This is a genomic window from Microbacterium sp. Z6_144 (assembly GCF_057197625.1).
This window is the reverse complement of the sequence record NZ_JBXVPT010000001.1, coordinates 1,421,363-1,438,207: the sequence shown is the minus strand read 5'-3', so window position 1 is coordinate 1,438,207 and position 16,845 is coordinate 1,421,363. Positions and strand designations below refer to the sequence as shown.

The window sequence follows — 16,845 nt, the reverse complement described above, 5'->3', positions numbered from 1 at the left end:
ACGCCGGTTACCCCGTGACCGCGCCCTCCGCAGCGGAGTGCACGAGCTTGGAGTACTTGGCCAGGACGCCACGGGTATAGCGCGGGGGAAGCGGCTCCCAGCCAGAACGGCGGGAGCTCAGCTCGGCCTCGTCGACGAGTAGGTCGAGAGTGCGAGCCGCGATATCGACCCGTATCAGATCACCATCGCGCACGAAGGCGATGGGACCTGCGTCCACCGCTTCGGGTGCTATGTGGCCGATGCAGAGGCCGGTTGTGCCGCCGGAGAATCGACCGTCCGTCAACAGTAGTACATCTTTTCCGAGGCCTGCGCCCTTGATGGCGGCGGTGATGGCGAGCATCTCGCGCATGCCGGGACCGCCCTTGGGCCCCTCGTAGCGGATGACGACGACATCGCCGGCGGCGATCTGTCCGGCCTCGAGCGCGTCCATCGCGGCCCGTTCGCGCTCGAAGACACGCGCGGGGCCCTCGAACACGGCGGCGTCGAACCCGGCGGTCTTGACGACGGCGCCCTCGGGGGCGAACGACCCGTGGAGGATCGTGATGCCGCCGGTGGCGTGGATGGGGTTGTCGAAGGTGTGGATGACCGTGCCGTCGATCGGGTCGGGGTCGAGGTCGCGGAGGTTCTCGGCGAGCGTCTTGCCGGTGACAGTGAGCGCGTCGCCGTGCAGGAGCCCCTCGTCGAGCATCGCCTTCATGACGACGGGGATGCCGCCGTGCCGGTCGACATCGTTCATGACGTACTGTCCGAACGGCTTCATGTCGGCCACGTGCGGGACCTTGTCACCGATGCGGTTGAAGTCGTGGAGGTTCAGCTCCACCTCGGCCTCCCGCGCGATGGCGAGGAGGTGGAGGACGACGTTGGTGGACCCGCCGAGGGCCATCGCCAGCGCGATGGCGTTCTCGAACGCCTCCTTCGTGAGGATGTCGCGCGTCGTGATGCCCAGGCGCAGGAGGTTGACGACGGCTTCGCCGGAGCGGTGCGCGAAGTAGTCGCGTCGGCGGTCGGCCGACGGCGGCGCGGCGGAACCGGGGAGGCTCAGCCCGAGCGCCTCGGCGACGGAGGCCATCGTGTTGGCCGTGTACATGCCGCCGCACGCTCCCTCGCCGGGGGCGAAGGAGCACTCGATGCGCTTGAGGTCCGCCTCGCTCATCCGGCCCGCAAGGCACGCACCGACTCCTTCGAAGGAGTCGATGATCGTGATCTCCTTCTCGGTGCCGTCCGAGAGCTTGACCCAGCCCGGGGCGATCGAGCCCGCGTACAGGAACACGCTCGACAGGTCGAGGCGGGCGCTGGCCATCAGCATCCCGGGAATGGACTTGTCGCAGCCGGCGAGGAGCACCGAGCCGTCGAGGCGCTCGGCCATCATCACGGTCTCAACCGAGTCGGCGATCACCTCGCGCGACACGAGAGAGAAATGCATGCCCTCGTGGCCCATGGAGATGCCGTCGGAGACCGAGATCGTCCCGAACTGCAGCGGGTATCCCCCGCCGGAGTGGACGCCCTCTTTGGCACCCTGCGCGAGCCGGTCGAGGCTCAGGTTGCAGGGGGTGATCTCGTTCCAGCTGGACGCGATGCCGATCTGGGGCTTGTCCCAGTCCTCGTCGCCCATACCCACGCCGCGGAGCATTCCGCGGGAGGTCGTGGCTTCGATGCCATGGGTCACGACGCGGCTGCGCGGCTTGATGTCGATGGTGCTGTCGGGCATTCTCGAAGTCTATTGCCGCCGCGCCGCTCTCGCCTCCGCGAGCACGTCGAGCAGATCGGCGAAGGCGGGGATGTCCGCGACGGTCACCGTCGCCGCCGTCTCCCCCGCGCCCACGCGGACGCCGAGGTCACCGTGTCCGAGCGAGCGCAGCGCGTCCTCGTCGGTCACGTCGTCGCCGGCGAAGAGCACGGCGGTGGAGTCCGTGCGCTCGCGCAGCGTCCGCACGGCGGTGTCCTTGCCCTCGTGCCGGAACGCGTACTCGACGATGTTGTGGCCGGAGCGCCGGCGCCAGGCGGGCGCCTCGGCGCGGACGATCTCGTCGACGAGCCTGTTCGCCTCTGCCGCCGTGGCCGCGTCGGCCCGGCGCGTGTGGACGCCGACACCGAACGTCTTCGGTTCGATCCAGACGCCGGTGAGGCCCTGCGTCGCCTCTTCGGCCAGGGCGCGCAGCCGATCACGCCGCGCCACCTCGTCGGCGTCCTCCGCCGACTCGATCGTGCCGACGCCGGGCTGCCAGTACTCCGCGCCGTGGGAGCCGGCGAGCCACAACCGCGACGTGTCGTCATGCTCCGCGATGATGCGCAGATCACGGAGACTGCGGCCGGAAACCAGCGCCACCACCGTGTCGGGCAGTGCGGCCAGCCTCTCGACGGCGCGGCGCGCTGCCGGCAGCATCCGGGCGTCCATCGGCTCGTCGGCCAGCGGGGAGAGGGTGCCGTCGAAATCCAGGGCCACCAGCAGGCGTGGCGTGGCGGCGAGGGGGGCCAGGGTGTCCTCGGCGACGGTGGTCATGACGTCACCGGAGAGGGGCCGTGGTGGAACGCCGCGAGGGCCTCGAGGAAGTCCTGCGACCAGTCCTCGACGTCGTGCTCGCGCACGCGCCGGCGCAGTGCCCGCATCCTGCGTCCCTGCTCGGCTCCCGGCATCGCGATCGCGCGCATGATCGCGTCTTTCAAGCCGTCGATGTCATGCGGGTTGATGAGGATGGCGCTGCCGAGCTCATCCGCGGCCCCCGCGAACTCGCTGAGCAGGAGAACGCCGCGGTTGTCCACCCGGCTGGCGACGTACTCCTTGGCCACGAGGTTCATCCCGTCGCGGAGCGCCGTGACGAGCATCACGTCGGCGGCCAGGAACAGGGCCACCATCTCCTCGCGCGGGTACGCCTGGTGGAGGTACCGGATCGCGGTGTGGCCCATCGTGTCGTAGTCGCCGTTGATGCGCCCGACGGTCAGCTCGATCTCATCGCGCAGCTGGATGTACGCCTCGACGCGCTCACGACTCGGGCTCGCGACCTGGACGAGGGTGACATCGTCCACGCTCACCTGCCCGTCCTCGAGCAGCTCCCCGAACGCTTTGAGACGGTGCCGGATGCCCTTGGTGTAGTCGAGCCGATCGACGCCGAGGAGGATCTTCTTCGGGTTCCCCAGGCTCTCCCGGATCTCCGCCGCCCGAGCACGGATGTCGGGACGATGAGCGAGCTCGATATAGGAGTCGGCGTCGATGGAGATCGGGAAGGCCTTCGCCAGGGCGGTGCGGGTGCCGCCGGCTTTGTCGGGTACCGAGATGCCCGACGCCTTCGTCTCGTACCGCAGCTGTCGGCGGACCGCGCGGGCGAAGTTCCCCGCATCGGCCACCCGCTGGAATCCGATCACGTCGGCGCCGAGAAGTCCTTCCAGGACCTGGCGCCGCCACGGCAGCTGCGAATAGAGGCCGTAGGCGGGGAACGGGATGTGGTGGAAGTACCCGATGGTCAGATCGGGCCGCGACTCGCGCAGCATCCGCGGGACCAGCTGGAGTTGATAGTCCTGCACCCACACGATGGCGTTCTCCGCGGCGACGGCGGCTGCGGCATCCGCGAACCGCTGGTTCACCGCGACGTACGCCTCCCACCACTGCCGCTTGAACCGCGGGGCGGCGATGACGTCGTGATAGAGCGGCCAGATGGTCTCGTTGGAGAACCCCTCGTAGTAGTTCTCGACGTCGTCGGCCGACAGGGTGACGGGCACGAGGTGCGTGCCCTCGAATTCGAACGGCTCCAGGTCCAGGTCCGGTTGGCCGGCCCAGCCCACCCATGCCCCCTCGGCCTTGCGCATGACCGGCTCGAGCGCGGTGACCAGGCCTCCGGGCGACCGACGCCAGGCGTCTTCGTCGGCGGCATCCGCGTCCGCGATGCGGTCCACGGGAAGTCGGTTGGCGACGACGACGAACTCTGCCTGGGTCACGCGGGCTCCTCGGTGGGGGGTCACCCCAGGCTAACAGCGGGATGCTCGCCGCCCGGGTGCCCCGCGTGTCAAGCCCGCCCGTGGCGCCCCGCGCGCACCGCTAGCGTTGGCTTATGCGCAAGTACCTCTTCGGCACCGGACTCATGACCGCGATCACGGGTGGTCTGACGTTGCTGCGGAGCCTCCGCAGCAACGAGGTCTTCACGTGGCGCACCGCGCTGGCCCTCGTGAGCTGGGGTATCTCGCTCGCCCTGGCCATCGGGTCCGTCGTCGACACCCGCCGGGCACGGCGAGGCGGCATCGTCCCCTCCGACTCCCCCGTTTCGGGCAAGGAGCAGAAGCTCCTGAAGAAGCGCCTCCGCTCCTAGCCGCAAGCCGGCGCCCGTCCCCCGCGGCCGCCCGTGGCTCGCGCCACCGGGGTTAGCGTTGGCGCGTGGACATGGTTAGTGAGGCGCTCCGCGGCGTTCGGATCGGGCGTGCGGAGGCATGCTCCGTGCGGGAGTCGGGTGCGTGGGGGTGGCGCTACCCCGCCTTTCCTGGCAGCGGCTTCCACCTCGTCCTGGAGGGCGATGCGTGGTTGGCCGTCTCCGACGCAGCGCCGCGGCGACTCTCTCCCGGTGACGTCGTCTTCACCCCCTCGGGAGCCGAACACGGCCTGAGCCACGCGCCACGCGCGCTGCGCGAATTGACGCCCTCGGCGGCCAAGCAGGATTTTCCGGGTCCGGCCGAGGCCGACGTCGCCTTCCTGTGCGGCGCGTACCGGCTTCAGCATGGCCCGGTGCCGCACTTCTTGCGTTCTCTCCCCGAGGTGATCGCGATCTCCCCCGACCATGACCGTTATCCGGAGCTGAGCCCGCTGTTGACGCTGGTGCGGGCGACCCTTGCCGATACCGGTCCCGGGGCGCGGGTCACCCGCCCGGCACTGCTCGACCTGGTCTTGACGCACCTGTTGCGCCAATGGCTGGCGGACAACCGCAGCGCCGAGGTCGCGGGTGTCTCCGACCCGGCGATCGTGGACGTGCTCGAACGCATTCATGCGGCCCCCGATCACGCCTGGACGGTTCCGGAGCTCAGCGCCATCGCCCGCCTGTCGAAGACGACCTTCCTCGAACGCTTCACGACCGCCGTCGGTGAGCCGCCGAGGCGATATCTCACCGCGTGGCGACTGTCCTACGCCGCCCGTCTGCTCCGCGAAACCGACGCTCCGCTGGCCGTGATCGCGCACCGGACCGGCTATTCCACCGAATTCGCTCTCAGCCACGCGTTCCGGCGCGAGTACGGCATCCCGCCCGGCCGCTTCCGGACTATCGGCAGCTGAGCGGTCGTCATCGTCGAGCGCTGATGAAGCGTGCCGTCGACGGCAGAGCGTAGCCGCCCGAGGCGGTCCGGTGCTCCTCCATCTCACTGAGCATGAGGTGGCGCGCCGCGGTGCGCTGGTCCTCGTCGAGGGCACCGAAGAACCCGGCGAGTGGCCCGAACCCGGTGTCGAACTCCCACCACGACCGGAAGTCGGGATACGTCGTGTCCCAGTGCGACCAGGAGGCCTCGATATCCTGGAAGCCCGCTGCAGAGAGGAACCCCTCGAAGACGCCGGGTTCGCCCACCTCGCGGAACGGCGCATCCATGTCGGGAACCGATCCTTCCGGGAGGATCCGGCGCAGCACGGAGATACCGATCCGGGTGTAGGGGCTGCCGTCCAGGGTGCTCCACGTGGCGATGCTCAACGACCCGCCAGAGCGCAGAATCCGCGCGGCCTCCTGCGCCGCCACAGCGAACGGGGCCGTTCCCGGCAGGAACAGACCCATCCGGGAGATGACCGCGTCGACGCTAGCGTCCTCGAACTCCAGCGCCGCCATGGACATGAGGCGGAAGTCGACGCCGAGGCCGTCCCGGTCCGCCTCGGCACGTCCGGCGTTCAGTACGGCCGGATCGATGTCGATAGCCGTGATCCGCAGATCCGGGCGTCGACGGGCCAACGTCAGGCTCAGGCCGCCGGTGCCGGAGGCCAGCTGCACCACGTGAGCACCCTTCGGCAGGCCCTCCACGGGGCGGAGCAGGGGGTCGGCCAGTCCCGTCAGCAATCTCATGACGTTGGCGGTGGGGTCGGTTTCGGTGTAAGCCACTGAGTTCCTCCAGGAAACGGCGCACTGGTTGTGTGCGCCTCTGGATGCAACCAGGCCACGCAGCGGTACACCATGCTCCCCCGCCCGCCGTACATACGATTGCGCGCAGCGGCCGCGCGGCTGGGCACTATAGCTCCCGGTGACATCGTCTGCGAGGGGGGTAGATCCCTCTCTCCGACAGCGGAGGCTGGAAGGGAACCAACGAGAGGACCCGCCATGAGCGATGTCGCGAACGAACCGCCCGCACCCAGCGAAGAAGACCGCCCGATCCTGACCAACCGGCAGGGCCATAGCGTCTACGACAACCAGAACTCGCGCACCGTCGGGGACCGCGGCCCGGCCACGCTGGAGAACTACCAGTTCCTCGAGAAAATCAGCCACTTCGACCGCGAGCGCATCCCCGAGCGGGTCGTGCACGCCCGCGGTTTCGTCGCGTTCGGACATTTCGAGGCCACCGGCAAATGGGGCGACGAGCCGATCGAGAAGTACACGCGCGCGAAGATTTTCAACACGCCCGGCAAGAAGACCGACCTCGCGATCCGCCTCTCCAGCGTCATCGGCGGGCGCGACTCCTCGGAAACCGCGCGGGATCCGCGTGGCTTCGCCGTGAAGTTCTACACCGAGGACGGCAACTGGGACCTGGTGGGCAACAACCTCGCGGTGTTCTTCATCCGTGACGCCATCAAGTTCCCCGACGTCATCCACTCCCTCAAGCCCGACCCTGTGACATTCCGTCAGGAGCCGGCCCGGATCTTCGACTTCATGTCGCAGACGCCCGAGGCCATGCACATGCTGGTGCACCTGTTCAGCCCGCGCGGAATCCCGGCCAACTACCGCACGATGCAGGGGTTCGGCGTCAACACGTACAAGTGGCTCAACGCCCAGGGCGAGACGAAGCTGGTGAAGTACCACTGGCTGCCGCGTGCAGGGGTGAAGAGCCTCACCGAAGCGGATGCCGCGAACATCCAGGCCACCGACCTCGGACACGCGTCCAAGGACATCTACGAGGCCATCGAGTCCGGCAATTACCCCCAATGGGACCTCTACGTGCAGCTCATGAGCGACGACGAGCACCCCGAGCTGGACTTCGATCCGCTCGATGACACCAAGGTGTGGCCCGAGAACGTCTTCGAGCCGAAGCTCGTGGGAACCATGACGCTGACCGGCAACGTCTCGGACCACCACAACCAGAACGAGCAGATCGCGTTCGGCACCGGAGTGCTGGTAGACGGGCTCGACTTCTCCGACGACAAGATGCTGGTCGGTCGGACGTTCTCCTATTCCGACACCCAGCGGTACCGGGTGGGTCCGAACTACCTGCAACTGCCGGTGAACAGCCCGAAGAATGCCCGGGTGGCGACCAACCAGCGCGGCGGTCAGATGTCGTACGGCATCGACCTCGGCGAAGGCCAGAACCCGCACGTCAACTACGAGCCGTCGACCATGGGCGGCTTGCGCGAAGCGCAGTACGCGACCAAGGACGAGCAGGGTCCTGTGATCAGCGGGCGCCTCACCCGCGCGCGCATTCCTCGCACGAACGACTACATGCAGGCGGGTCAGCGCTACCAGCTCATGGAGCAGTGGGAGAAGGACGACCTGGTCCACAACTTCGTCACGCTGATCAGCGAGGCGACTCCGCAGGTGCAGCAGCGGATGGTGTGGCACTTCCTCATGGTCGACGATGAACTCGGCCTCCGCGTCGGCGAAGGTCTCGGTATCACCGTGGACGACGTGAAGGACCTCCCGCCGCTGCAATCCCAGACGCTGAACGAGGAGGAGCTGCAGCGCCTGCAGAACCTCGGCAGCAACGGCCCGCGCGACGTCTCCGGTCTCACCATGACCCACGTCGTTCCGAACGAGCACGTCGTGGTGGACCGGCCCGGGGCCGTCCCCGCCACCACCGGCGCCTAGCCCGCGCCCGCTGAACCTCGTGTGGCCGGACCCGTCGGGTCCGGCCACACGTGTATGGGCGCCCGCGGACGCCGGATTCAGGCGATCGTCATGCAGCGTTCACACGTGGGGAACCCAATCGACGCAGGAGGCGCGCAGCATTGACTAACCGTTTCGAGCTCTGGGGGCTCGAAACCCGGGTAGGGATCCATGCGTGCCGACGGCGCTGCGGGTGGGGGCACCGCCGTCCATGGGGAAGGGAACCCAATGGCACGCATTTCATCCACGCACCAACGCCGCCACGGCCACGGCCACTCGCCGGAGCATCCGGAGAAGGGCGGGGAGCCGACACCGGTCATGATCCTGCTCGTCGTGATCGCGACCATCGGGGTACTGGCGTACTCGGGGTTCCTGCTCGCCCCGGGCAGCCGCGGCGATCTGCTCCCGTATGTCATGATCATCGTCGCCGAGTCCGTCCTCGTATTGCAGGCGCTGCTGTCCATGTGGACGATCCTCTCCAGCGGCCGCAACCCCCGGGACTACGCCGCACACGACGCCGCCGCGCACCTCCTGCCACGTCTGGCCCGCGACGACGACCGGATCCACCTGGGTGGGCGTCCCGTCCTGATCGACGTGCTCGTGACGGTGTACGGCGAAGACCTCGACACCGTCCGGCGCACGGTCACGGCCGCCGTGGGGCTGCAGGGAGCGCACCGCACGTGGGTCCTCGACGACGGCCGCTCCGATGACGTGCGGGCTCTGGCCGAGGCCGCCGGCGCCCGTTATGTACGCAGGCTCAGCTCTCACGGGGCCAAGGCCGGGAACATCAACCACGCCCTGACGCTGGCGAAAGGCGATTTCTTCGCCATCTTCGACGCCGACTTCGTCCCGGTGCCGACGTTCCTGCTGCAGACCATGCCGCTGTTCGTCCACGACGACGTCGCGTTCGTCCAGACCCCGCAGGTGTACGGAAATCTGCACACCGTCGTGGCGCGCGGAGCCGCGTACATGCAGACCGTCTTCTACCGATTCGTCCAGCCCGGGCGCAACCGGTTCAACGCGGCGATCTGCGTGGGGACGAACGTCGTCTTCCGCCGGTCCGCGATCGATGAGGTCGGCGGCATGTACACCGATTCGAAATCCGAAGACGTGTGGACGTCCCTCCTCCTGCACGAGAAGGGGTGGCGTTCGGTCTTCCTCCCCGACGCCCTGGCGGTCGGGGAGGCGCCCGAGACCATCGAGGCGTACAGCAAGCAGCAACTGCGCTGGGCGACCGGGGGCTTCGAGATCCTCATGCGCCACAACCCGCTGAGCCTGCGACGCCGGCTGACGATGGATCAGCGCATCCAGTACCTGGTGACGGCGACCTTCTACCTCACCGGTATCTGTCCGCTCCTGCTCCTGCTCGTGCCCCCGCTCGAGATCTACTTCGACCTTCGGCCGATGACCCTCGAGACCACCGTTTTCACCTGGGCGCTGTACTACGGCGGGTTCTACGCCATGCAGATCCTGCTGGCCTGGTTCGCCGTGGGCTCGTTCCGGTGGGAGACGCTGACCCTGGCGACGGTCTCGTTCCCGATCTACGCCAAGGCGCTGTGGAACGTTCTGCTGGGGCGCGACGTGGGATGGCACGTCACCGGGTCTTCCTCGCGCCGCTCGCCCTTCAACTTCGTGATCCCGCAGACCCTGTTCTTCGTCTTCCTCGCGCTGACGACACTCGTGGCCGCCTGGCGCGACATCGACAACGGCGCCCTCACTCTCGCCACGGCCTGGAATGCCACCAACACCGTGATCCTCGGGGCCTTCCTGGTAACGGCGCTCCGCGAAGCGCACGCGCTGGCTCGTCCGCAGCAACGCACGGCCTCCGCCGCGGCGCCGGTTGTGACGGCGCCGCTGACGATCGTCGCGCGACCGCTCCCCCTCGCTGCCCTCGGCACGGAGCCCACCACCGAAGAACCCACCCTCGTGTCCGCGGGAGGTGCGCGATGACGTGGGCGAACCGGCTCAAGATGGCCGGCGGCATCCTGATCGTGGTCGTCCTCGTGGCCGCCTTCACGGTCGTCTTCAACCAGCGGCAGCAGCGCGTTCTCTCCACGAGCGCCACGATCGTCGCGGAGAGCTACCCCGTGGGCACCGATTACGGCGGCATCGTGACCCGGCAGTACGTCGAGGTGGGCGACGAGGTGTCGGTGGGCCAGCCGCTCTTCGACGTGCGGAGCCTGCACCTGCAGCGCGACATCGCCACCGGCCAGGTCGCCGACCCGGCGTTGGCGGCAGGCGTCTCAGCCGACGGCACCTCGACCATCGCGGCGACAGTGGACGGCACGGTGCGGGAGATCGCCGTCCCGCAAGGCGGCTTCGCCCAGGCCGGGGGCATGCTGGCGACCGTCGATGAGAACTCTTCGCTGTTCGTGGAAGCGGAGTTCGAGCTTTCGGCGCGGGATTACGCGCGCATCGCCGAGGGAAGCGACGTCGAGCTGCTGCTGCCCAATCGGGCGGAGCTGGCGGGCGAGGTCGTCGGTATCGAGGTGACGACCGTCGACGGGCAGGCGCTGTCTGCCGTGCGGATCGAGAGCGCGGAGCTGGCTGACAAGCGAGCCACCGGCATGTTCCAGGCCGGGACCCCCGTGCAGGCGACGCTGCAGCTGCGCGAGGACGGGCCTCTGGCCGGGGTCGGGGATGCTGTGCGCGATCTCCTGCGGAAGGTCGGGCTGTGACCGCCCGCCGGCTGCTGACGGCGCTGGCGCTCGGCGCGGCGCTCGTCTTCACCGGATGCACCGCCGCGACACCCCCCGAGGAGGGGGCCGCAGCGGGCCCGGTCGCCGCCCAGCCGTCGGCGTCGATCGCCGCGCTGCCGGTGGAGAACATGGCCGACATCGGCGACGCTCGCCTGGCCGAGGATCTCATCCCGCCGACCAACCGCTGGTACTCCGGCCTGATCTTCGGCGCGGAACCGCAACCGGTCTACCCGTTCCCCATCGCCTTCGCCGCCGACGACGACGCGTTCACCATCGACCTGCCCACGGTGAATGCGACGGAGAAGACCATCGGCGCCTCCTTCGGCGCCGGCCTGCGTGTCGGGCTGGACGCCGACCGCTTCGCGGCGGTGCGGGCAGATCCGGTGTCGGTCACCCTGCGCTGGTCGGATGGCGACGCTCCGGTCGGCGACGTCACCATCGCCGAGGGGTCGCCCGTCGTGGGCTTCACCGCCGCACGCGAGAGCGCGCTGGTTCCCGCCGAGCCGCTGCGCTCGGCCGGCGATGGCGTGTGGACGGCCGCCACAGACGGAACGAGCTTCGGGGTCGTGGCGGCCGGTGCGCGCTGGGACGGTGAGAAGCTGATCGTCCCCGAGGGGGGTCATGCGCAGTGGTTCGCCCTACCGGAAGGTGCTGAGGTGACCGAGTGGGCCGACGCCCTGGACGCGCCCATCGAGGCGGTGGACGTGGAGTCCGGCACGACCGGCACGGATTCGTCGACACGCGTGACCTACACCGGGACGGAAAGCACCGTGCTCGTGCCGTTCCCCACTCATGCCGACGCGGGTTCGGACTGCGAGCTGGGCACTTTCTCTACCGCCTATGGCGAGGCGGAGGCGTGTCGCGGCACGGAGCTGGCATGGACGGTGCCCGAGATCTCGCCGCGCGCGTCGTTCGATCTCGACGGGATCGACGGCGACACCCGCGCCGCCATCGTGGCGCAAGTCAGCACGGATCTGGATGCCACCCCCGCGCTCCCCGCCGACACCTACTACGGCGGCAAGGCCCTCGCCCGGCTCGGCGCGCTCCTCACCCTCGCGCGCGACCTCGGTGACACCGCACTGACCGAACGCGTCGCAGAACGGTTGTGGACAGAGCTCGCCCCGTGGGCGGAGGCCGATGGGTGCCGCGAACGTGACAGTCGCTGCTTCGTCTACGACGACGCGTTGCGGAGCGTCATCGGGATGACACCCTCCTTCGGCTCGGAGGAGGGCAACGATCACCACTTCCACTACGGGTACTTCCTGTCGGCCTCCGCCGCCCTGGTCTCCGCCCAGCCGGACAAGGCCGACGCACTGGCACCGGTGATGGACGCTCTCGCCGCCGACATCGCCGCCGGCGCGGCGGCGGACGCACTGCCACCCCTCCGCGTGTTCGACCCGTACCGCGGGCACTCGTGGGCGTCGGGGCTGTCTCCCTTCGCCGACGGGAACAACCAGGAGTCCAGCTCCGAAGCGGTCGCGGCATGGAACGGCCTGGCGCTGTGGGCCGAGACCCGCGGGGACGATGAGCTGGCACAGACTGCCGCGTGGCTGCTGTCGGCGGAAGTGGCCGCCGCGCGCGCCCTGTGGCTCGAGCCCGACCCCGTCACCCTCGCCGACGGGTTCTCCCATCCCATCGTGTCGCTGACGTGGGGCGGCAAGCGCGACTACGCCACGTGGTTCAGTCCCGAACCGTCGGCGATCCTCGGCATCCAGGTACTGCCGCTGACCCCCGTCACGCTGGATTATCTCGGGCAGGACCCCGACCGCGTCGCCGCGAACGTGTCCGACGCCGGCCCCCAGGCGTTCAGCGGCCCGCTGGGCGAGTACGTGCTGATGTATTCGGCGTTGGGCGGTCCCGACCCGCACGCCGCCGCCACGGAGGCCCTCGGGACCCTGCCCGCCGACGGCGTGGACGACGGCAACTCGAAGGCTGTCATGCTGGCGTGGCTCGCCGCGATCGAGGCCGCACCCGGGCAGTGACCCACCTCGCTCGTCAAGGCTCCCGCTCGCACGGGGACGGCGCAGTATCGTGGCGGATCACCGACGAGAGGACGACAGCGATGAGCGGATCAGCGGACAGGGGCGCCGAGAGCGAGGCGCCTGAGCCGAATGCGTCCGACCCGGCCGACACGACCGGAGACCGGCACGACGACGACGTCTACGAAGAGCAGCAGATCGTCGATCCCCCGGACCTCGACCACGCCTGATCGCGGGGCTGCGCGGGACGACAGGCGGAAAGTGAAACAGCCCCGGTAACTGGCGAGAGTTACCGGGGCTGATCCGTGCACCCCCAGGGACTTGAACCCTGAACCCACTGATTAAGAGTCAGTTGCTCTGCCGATTGAGCTAGAGGTGCGCGCGGCGCCGGGGCGTGATGAACCGGGCGGGCCGAGGGATCACATTACCATCCCGATCCGTCACGCCGCCAATCGCCCGCCCGGGCGCCTGTACCCTGGACGACGTGTCCCCTGCCGACGCTGCACGGTCTTCGCTGACCGGTCCCTACGCCGACGACCTCGCCCTCGCACTCCGGCTGGCGGATGCCGCCGATGCCGTGTCGATGGCGCGCTTCGACGCGGCCGGCCTCGATGTCTCGGTCAAACCGGACGCCTCGTTCGTCACGGAAGCAGACCTCGCCACGGAACGGGAGATCCGCGCCATGCTCGCGGCCGAACGCCCCGATGACGGCGTCTTCGGTGAGGAGTTCGGGTCCGCAGGGTCCGGCGCGCGGCGATGGATCATCGATCCGATCGACGGCACGCACAACTACCTGCGCGGCATCCCCCTGTGGGCGACCCTCATCGCTCTCGCGGTCGAGGGGAAACCGGTCGTGGGCGTGGTCAGCCAGCCGGCGCTGGGTCGCCGGTGGTGGGCAGCCCAGGCCGCAGGAGCATGGACCGACTCCCCCGACGGTGAGCGCCGCATCCGCGTCTCCGATGTAGCGACGTTGGACCGGGCGAGCATCAGTTTCCAGAGCATCCAGCAGTGGGATGACGCGGGCCACCTCCCCGCGCTGCTCGATCTCTCGCGAACCGTGTGGCGCGACCGGGGGTACGGCGACGCGCTGCCCTACATGTGGCTGGCGGAGGGCCGGCTGGAGATGGTGGCCGAGTTCGACGTGAAGGAGTACGACGTCGCCGCGCTCGCCCCGATCGTCATCGAGGCCGGAGGCCGGTTCGGCTCGTACGATGGGAGCGACTCCATCGCCGCGGGCTCCTCCTTGGCGACCAACGGCGTTCTGCACTCCGACTTCCTCGCTGTGCTGCACGCCGCCGACGCCCGCTCCGCTGAAAGTGCCGAATGAACATCCTGCGCCCGGTGGCCTCCGTCGCCCTCGTCATCTCACTCGTGGTCCTCGCCGCCTGCTCGGCTCCCCAGACGCCCGAGGTCACACCCACCACTCCGCCACCCGTCTCGACGGCGCCCCCCTCCCCCGCCCCGACGTCATCGGGCGAGGCGGCCGACCCGGACGAGCCGACGTGCGAGACGATCATCCCGGCGGCGACGGTCGCCGACTTCGAAGAGGCCGGATGGACCGCCCAGGCCGAGGTGTTCCGCATCGGTGGCGAAGAGGTGCCGGGCGGCATCGAGTGCAGGTGGGGCGACTTCTCCGTGGCCACCGATCATGTGCAGATCTACGGATGGGCGCCGATCGAGCCCGCGGAAGCCGATGCGGCGCAGAGCGAGCTGGTGCAGTCGGGATGGCGCCGGGAAGAGGGCGAGGGGGGCTTCTACGTCACCGAGAGCGCCGAAACGGCCATCGCCCCCGATAAGAACGGCTACGGCCTCACCTACTTCTTCGGAGACGGCTGGGTGACCCTCGCCGACACGAAGCAGACTCTCGTGCTCGTGGAGTGGCCGATCGGCTGACGGCCGCTCAGCCAGCCGGCGACAGCGGCGCCACGGCCGCGCTCGAGCGCTCCGCAGGGTCGGGCTCCCCCGGCATCGGTGACGCTTCGCCGCGCACGCCCGTGATGGCGGCCTCGACGACGGCCGCGGCGAGCGCGTCGATCACCGCCGGCGGCTGCCACTGCAACGGCCCATGGACGGCGATGTCGGCGAAGCCGTGGACCGCCGACCAGCAGGCCCACTCCGCATGCGGGCGGCGTTCCACCGCGAGCGTCCCGGCCTGCACCATCGCATCGAGTGCGTCCAGCAGCAGCCGGAACGGCTCCACCACCTCGCCGCCGAGGGTCACGATGGCGTCGCTGGGCTTCTCGTCGTGCACGGCGAAGGCGAGTTCGAACCAGCCCCGCTCGGACCGCGCGAAGTCGATGTAGGCCAATCCGATGCGTCGGAGTCGTTCGATGGACGCCTCGGCAGGCGCGATCCCGCGGGGCGTCTCATCCACTCGTGCCGTGATGGCCGCCGCCAGGGCGAACTGCGCCTCCGCCGCAGCGGCTCGCACCAGGTCGCCCCGGTCGGCGAAGTGACGATACGCCGCGTTGGGCGAGACTCCGACGGCGCGGGTGACCTCCCGGAGCGTGACCGCATCCGGGCCGCCCGTGCGTGCCCGCCGGAATCCTTCCTCGATCAGCGCACGTCGGAGGTCGCCGTGATGATAGGTGCGCGTGTCGGAACTCGTCATTGCATCGCCCAACGTCGGTGTGTACGGTGTGAACATCGTCGATGTGCACGGCGTCCACATGGAGCGTACCCCTCCAGTCCTGAAGCCGCCGCGCGGAAGGAAGCCCGCATGGCCGAAGAGGTCTCCCCCTCGAGGAAGGTCGACGAGCCTGCGCAGATCCATCCAGGACCGCGCACGGTGCGCGCGTTCTACCAGGTGCTCGCCAACACCGCCGTCGCGAACGTCACGTCGAGCTACCTGTGGTGGGCGCTGACCTTCTGGGCGTATCTGGAGACGCGTTCGGTGCTCGCGACCGCCATCATCGGCGGCTCGTACATGCTTCTGGTGGCCGTGCTCGGCGTGGTCTTCGGAGTCATCGTCGACCACCTGAAGAAGAAGGCCGTCATGGTGCTCTCCAGCGTCGTGACGCTGTCGACCTATCTCTTGGCCGGCGCGCTGTACCTGTCGTTCCCCGAGAGCGTCCTGGTGAACTGGGGCGGGCCCTGGTTCTGGGTGTTCGCCGGCGTCATCCTCATCGGCGGTGTGGTGGAGAACCTCCGCAACATCGCACTGTCGACCACCGTGACGCTCCTGGTGCCGGCAGACCGCCGTGACAGGGCGAACGGGCTGGTGGGCGCCGTTCAGGGCATCGCCTTCATGGTGACGAGCGTCTTCTCCGGACTCTCGGTTGGGCTCCTCGGCATGGGGTGGACCGTCGTCATCGCCATCGTCGCCACCGCAGTCGCCCTCATCCACCTCCTGTTCGTCCCCATCCCCGAGCGGGGCGTCGTGCACGTGGAGGGCGAGGCCCCCCAGGGTTTCGGCTTCCGCGAGGTCATCCCCGCCGTCATCGTGGTGCCCGGTCTCCTGGCGCTCATCCTCTTCTCGACCTTCAACAACCTCGTGGGCGGCGTGTTCATGGCGCTCATGGACCCCTACGGCCTCACCCTGTTCTCGGTGGAGGTGTGGGGCATCGTGCTCGGCATCTCGAGCGTCGGCTTCATCCTGGGCGGCGGGCTCGTGGCGCGATTCGGGCTCGGGAAGAACCCGGTGCGCACCCTCCTCCTCGTCAATGTCGGGATCGCCGTCCTGGGCATGACGTTCGCCATCCGGGAATGGTGGTGGGTCTACGCGCTCGGGATCCTCGTCTTCATGTGTCTCATGCCGATCGCCGAGGCATCCGAGCAGACGATCATCCAGCGCGTGGTCCCTTTCGACAAGCAAGGGCGCGTGTTCGGGTTCGCCGCGAGCATGGAGTCGGCCGCCGCGCCGATCTCGTCGTTCATCATCGGTCCGCTCGCGCAGTTCTGGCTCATCCCGTTCATGAACACGCAGCCCGGGCGTGACTCGCTCGGCTGGCTTCTCGGACCGGGCGAGGCGCGCGGCATCGCGCTGGCATTCGTCGCCGCGAGCTCCGTTCTGCTGGTCGTGGTGCTCCTGGCCTTCGTCTCCCGGCCATACCGCCGACTGTCTGCGGCATACGCGTCGGCCCCACCCTCCCTGCCCTCGGCGGAGGGCGAGGCCGACCCCGATCCGTCTCCCGCGGTCGATGCGGCGGATGCCGAATCGCACACCGGGACGTGAATGATCCTGGG

The 16,845-nt window shown here is 69.1% G+C and carries 15 protein-coding genes and 1 tRNA gene; 10 read left to right on the top strand and 6 right to left on the bottom strand.

Translation table 11 applies throughout. The annotated features are described in order from the left end of the window. Positions 1-7: 7 nt before the first annotated feature. The 3 genes from ilvD to AC2DGY_RS07015 are packed head-to-tail and all read right to left on the bottom strand — an operon-like array spanning position 8 to position 3,930. Positions 8-1,708: a dihydroxy-acid dehydratase gene (gene ilvD, locus AC2DGY_RS07025; protein ID WP_484508980.1), complete on the bottom strand. Its 1,701-nt coding sequence runs from the start codon at positions 1,706-1,708 to the stop codon at positions 8-10. Positions 1,709-1,717: 9 nt separating this feature from the next. Beyond that, positions 1,718-2,500, bottom strand: coding sequence for a trehalose-phosphatase (otsB, locus tag AC2DGY_RS07020; protein WP_484508979.1), 783 nt, complete (start codon positions 2,498-2,500; stop codon positions 1,718-1,720). Then, positions 2,497-3,930, bottom strand: coding sequence for an alpha,alpha-trehalose-phosphate synthase (UDP-forming) (locus tag AC2DGY_RS07015; RefSeq protein WP_484508978.1), 1,434 nt, complete (start codon positions 3,928-3,930; stop codon positions 2,497-2,499). Before AC2DGY_RS07015 ends, otsB begins: the two co-directional genes overlap by 4 nt. Before the next feature lie 113 nt (positions 3,931-4,043). On the opposite strand from AC2DGY_RS07015, the gene AC2DGY_RS07010 reads away from it, so the two are divergent. Both AC2DGY_RS07010 and AC2DGY_RS07005 read left to right on the top strand, forming a co-directional pair. Beyond that, positions 4,044-4,298 (top strand): hypothetical protein, encoded by a 255-nt coding sequence (locus tag AC2DGY_RS07010; protein WP_484508977.1) that lies wholly within the window; start codon positions 4,044-4,046, stop codon positions 4,296-4,298. A gap of 71 nt (positions 4,299-4,369) precedes the next feature. Next, the gene (locus tag AC2DGY_RS07005; RefSeq protein WP_484509984.1) at positions 4,370-5,248 is read left to right on the top strand and encodes an AraC family transcriptional regulator; all 879 of its coding nucleotides are present in this window, start codon (positions 4,370-4,372) and stop codon (positions 5,246-5,248) included. A gap of 7 nt (positions 5,249-5,255) precedes the next feature. Here the strand turns inward: AC2DGY_RS07005 and AC2DGY_RS07000 are convergent, their stop codons facing one another. Further along, complete coding sequence (locus tag AC2DGY_RS07000; RefSeq protein WP_484508976.1) at positions 5,256-6,053, bottom strand: class I SAM-dependent methyltransferase; 798 nt, start codon at positions 6,051-6,053, stop codon at positions 5,256-5,258. Positions 6,054-6,269: 216 nt separating this feature from the next. Here AC2DGY_RS07000 and AC2DGY_RS06995 point away from each other — a divergent pair, with 216 nt between their 5' ends. The 5 genes from AC2DGY_RS06995 (at position 6,270) to AC2DGY_RS06975 (ending at position 12,890) form a co-directional block, all read left to right on the top strand. After that, positions 6,270-7,964, top strand: a complete 1,695-nt coding sequence (locus AC2DGY_RS06995) for a catalase (RefSeq protein WP_484508975.1) — start codon at positions 6,270-6,272, stop codon at positions 7,962-7,964. A 246-nt stretch (positions 7,965-8,210) separates the two neighbouring features. Continuing rightward, positions 8,211-9,932, top strand: a complete 1,722-nt coding sequence (locus tag AC2DGY_RS06990; RefSeq protein ID WP_484508974.1) for a glycosyltransferase family 2 protein — start codon at positions 8,211-8,213, stop codon at positions 9,930-9,932. After that, positions 9,929-10,660, top strand: a complete 732-nt coding sequence (locus AC2DGY_RS06985) for an HlyD family efflux transporter periplasmic adaptor subunit (RefSeq protein ID WP_484508973.1) — start codon at positions 9,929-9,931, stop codon at positions 10,658-10,660. Before AC2DGY_RS06990 ends, AC2DGY_RS06985 begins: the two co-directional genes overlap by 4 nt. Next, positions 10,657-12,663 (top strand): glycosyl hydrolase, encoded by a 2,007-nt coding sequence (locus tag AC2DGY_RS06980; protein ID WP_484508972.1) that lies wholly within the window; start codon positions 10,657-10,659, stop codon positions 12,661-12,663. Before AC2DGY_RS06985 ends, AC2DGY_RS06980 begins: the two co-directional genes overlap by 4 nt. A gap of 80 nt (positions 12,664-12,743) precedes the next feature. Beyond that, the gene (locus AC2DGY_RS06975) at positions 12,744-12,890 is read left to right on the top strand and encodes a hypothetical protein (RefSeq protein WP_484508971.1); all 147 of its coding nucleotides are present in this window, start codon (positions 12,744-12,746) and stop codon (positions 12,888-12,890) included. A gap of 76 nt (positions 12,891-12,966) precedes the next feature. Here AC2DGY_RS06975 and AC2DGY_RS06970 read toward each other — a convergent pair. After that, positions 12,967-13,039, bottom strand: a tRNA-Lys gene (locus AC2DGY_RS06970). Between the two features lie 105 nt (positions 13,040-13,144). Between AC2DGY_RS06970 and AC2DGY_RS06965 the strand changes: the two genes are divergently transcribed. Together AC2DGY_RS06965 and AC2DGY_RS06960 are read left to right on the top strand one after the other, a co-directional pair. After that, on the top strand, positions 13,145-13,987 hold the full coding sequence (locus AC2DGY_RS06965) for an inositol monophosphatase family protein (RefSeq protein WP_484508970.1): 843 nt from the start codon (positions 13,145-13,147) through the stop codon (positions 13,985-13,987). Beyond that, positions 13,984-14,553, top strand: coding sequence for a hypothetical protein (locus AC2DGY_RS06960; RefSeq protein ID WP_484508969.1), 570 nt, complete (start codon positions 13,984-13,986; stop codon positions 14,551-14,553). Before AC2DGY_RS06965 ends, AC2DGY_RS06960 begins: the two co-directional genes overlap by 4 nt. Positions 14,554-14,560: 7 nt before the next feature. On the opposite strand, the gene AC2DGY_RS06955 is transcribed toward AC2DGY_RS06960, so the two are convergent. Continuing rightward, complete coding sequence (locus AC2DGY_RS06955; RefSeq protein ID WP_484508968.1) at positions 14,561-15,271, bottom strand: TetR/AcrR family transcriptional regulator; 711 nt, start codon at positions 15,269-15,271, stop codon at positions 14,561-14,563. Between the two features lie 108 nt (positions 15,272-15,379). On the opposite strand from AC2DGY_RS06955, the gene AC2DGY_RS06950 reads away from it, so the two are divergent. Next, on the top strand, positions 15,380-16,834 hold the full coding sequence (locus AC2DGY_RS06950) for an MFS transporter (RefSeq protein WP_484508967.1): 1,455 nt from the start codon (positions 15,380-15,382) through the stop codon (positions 16,832-16,834). The last annotated feature ends 11 nt before the right edge of the window (positions 16,835-16,845 follow it).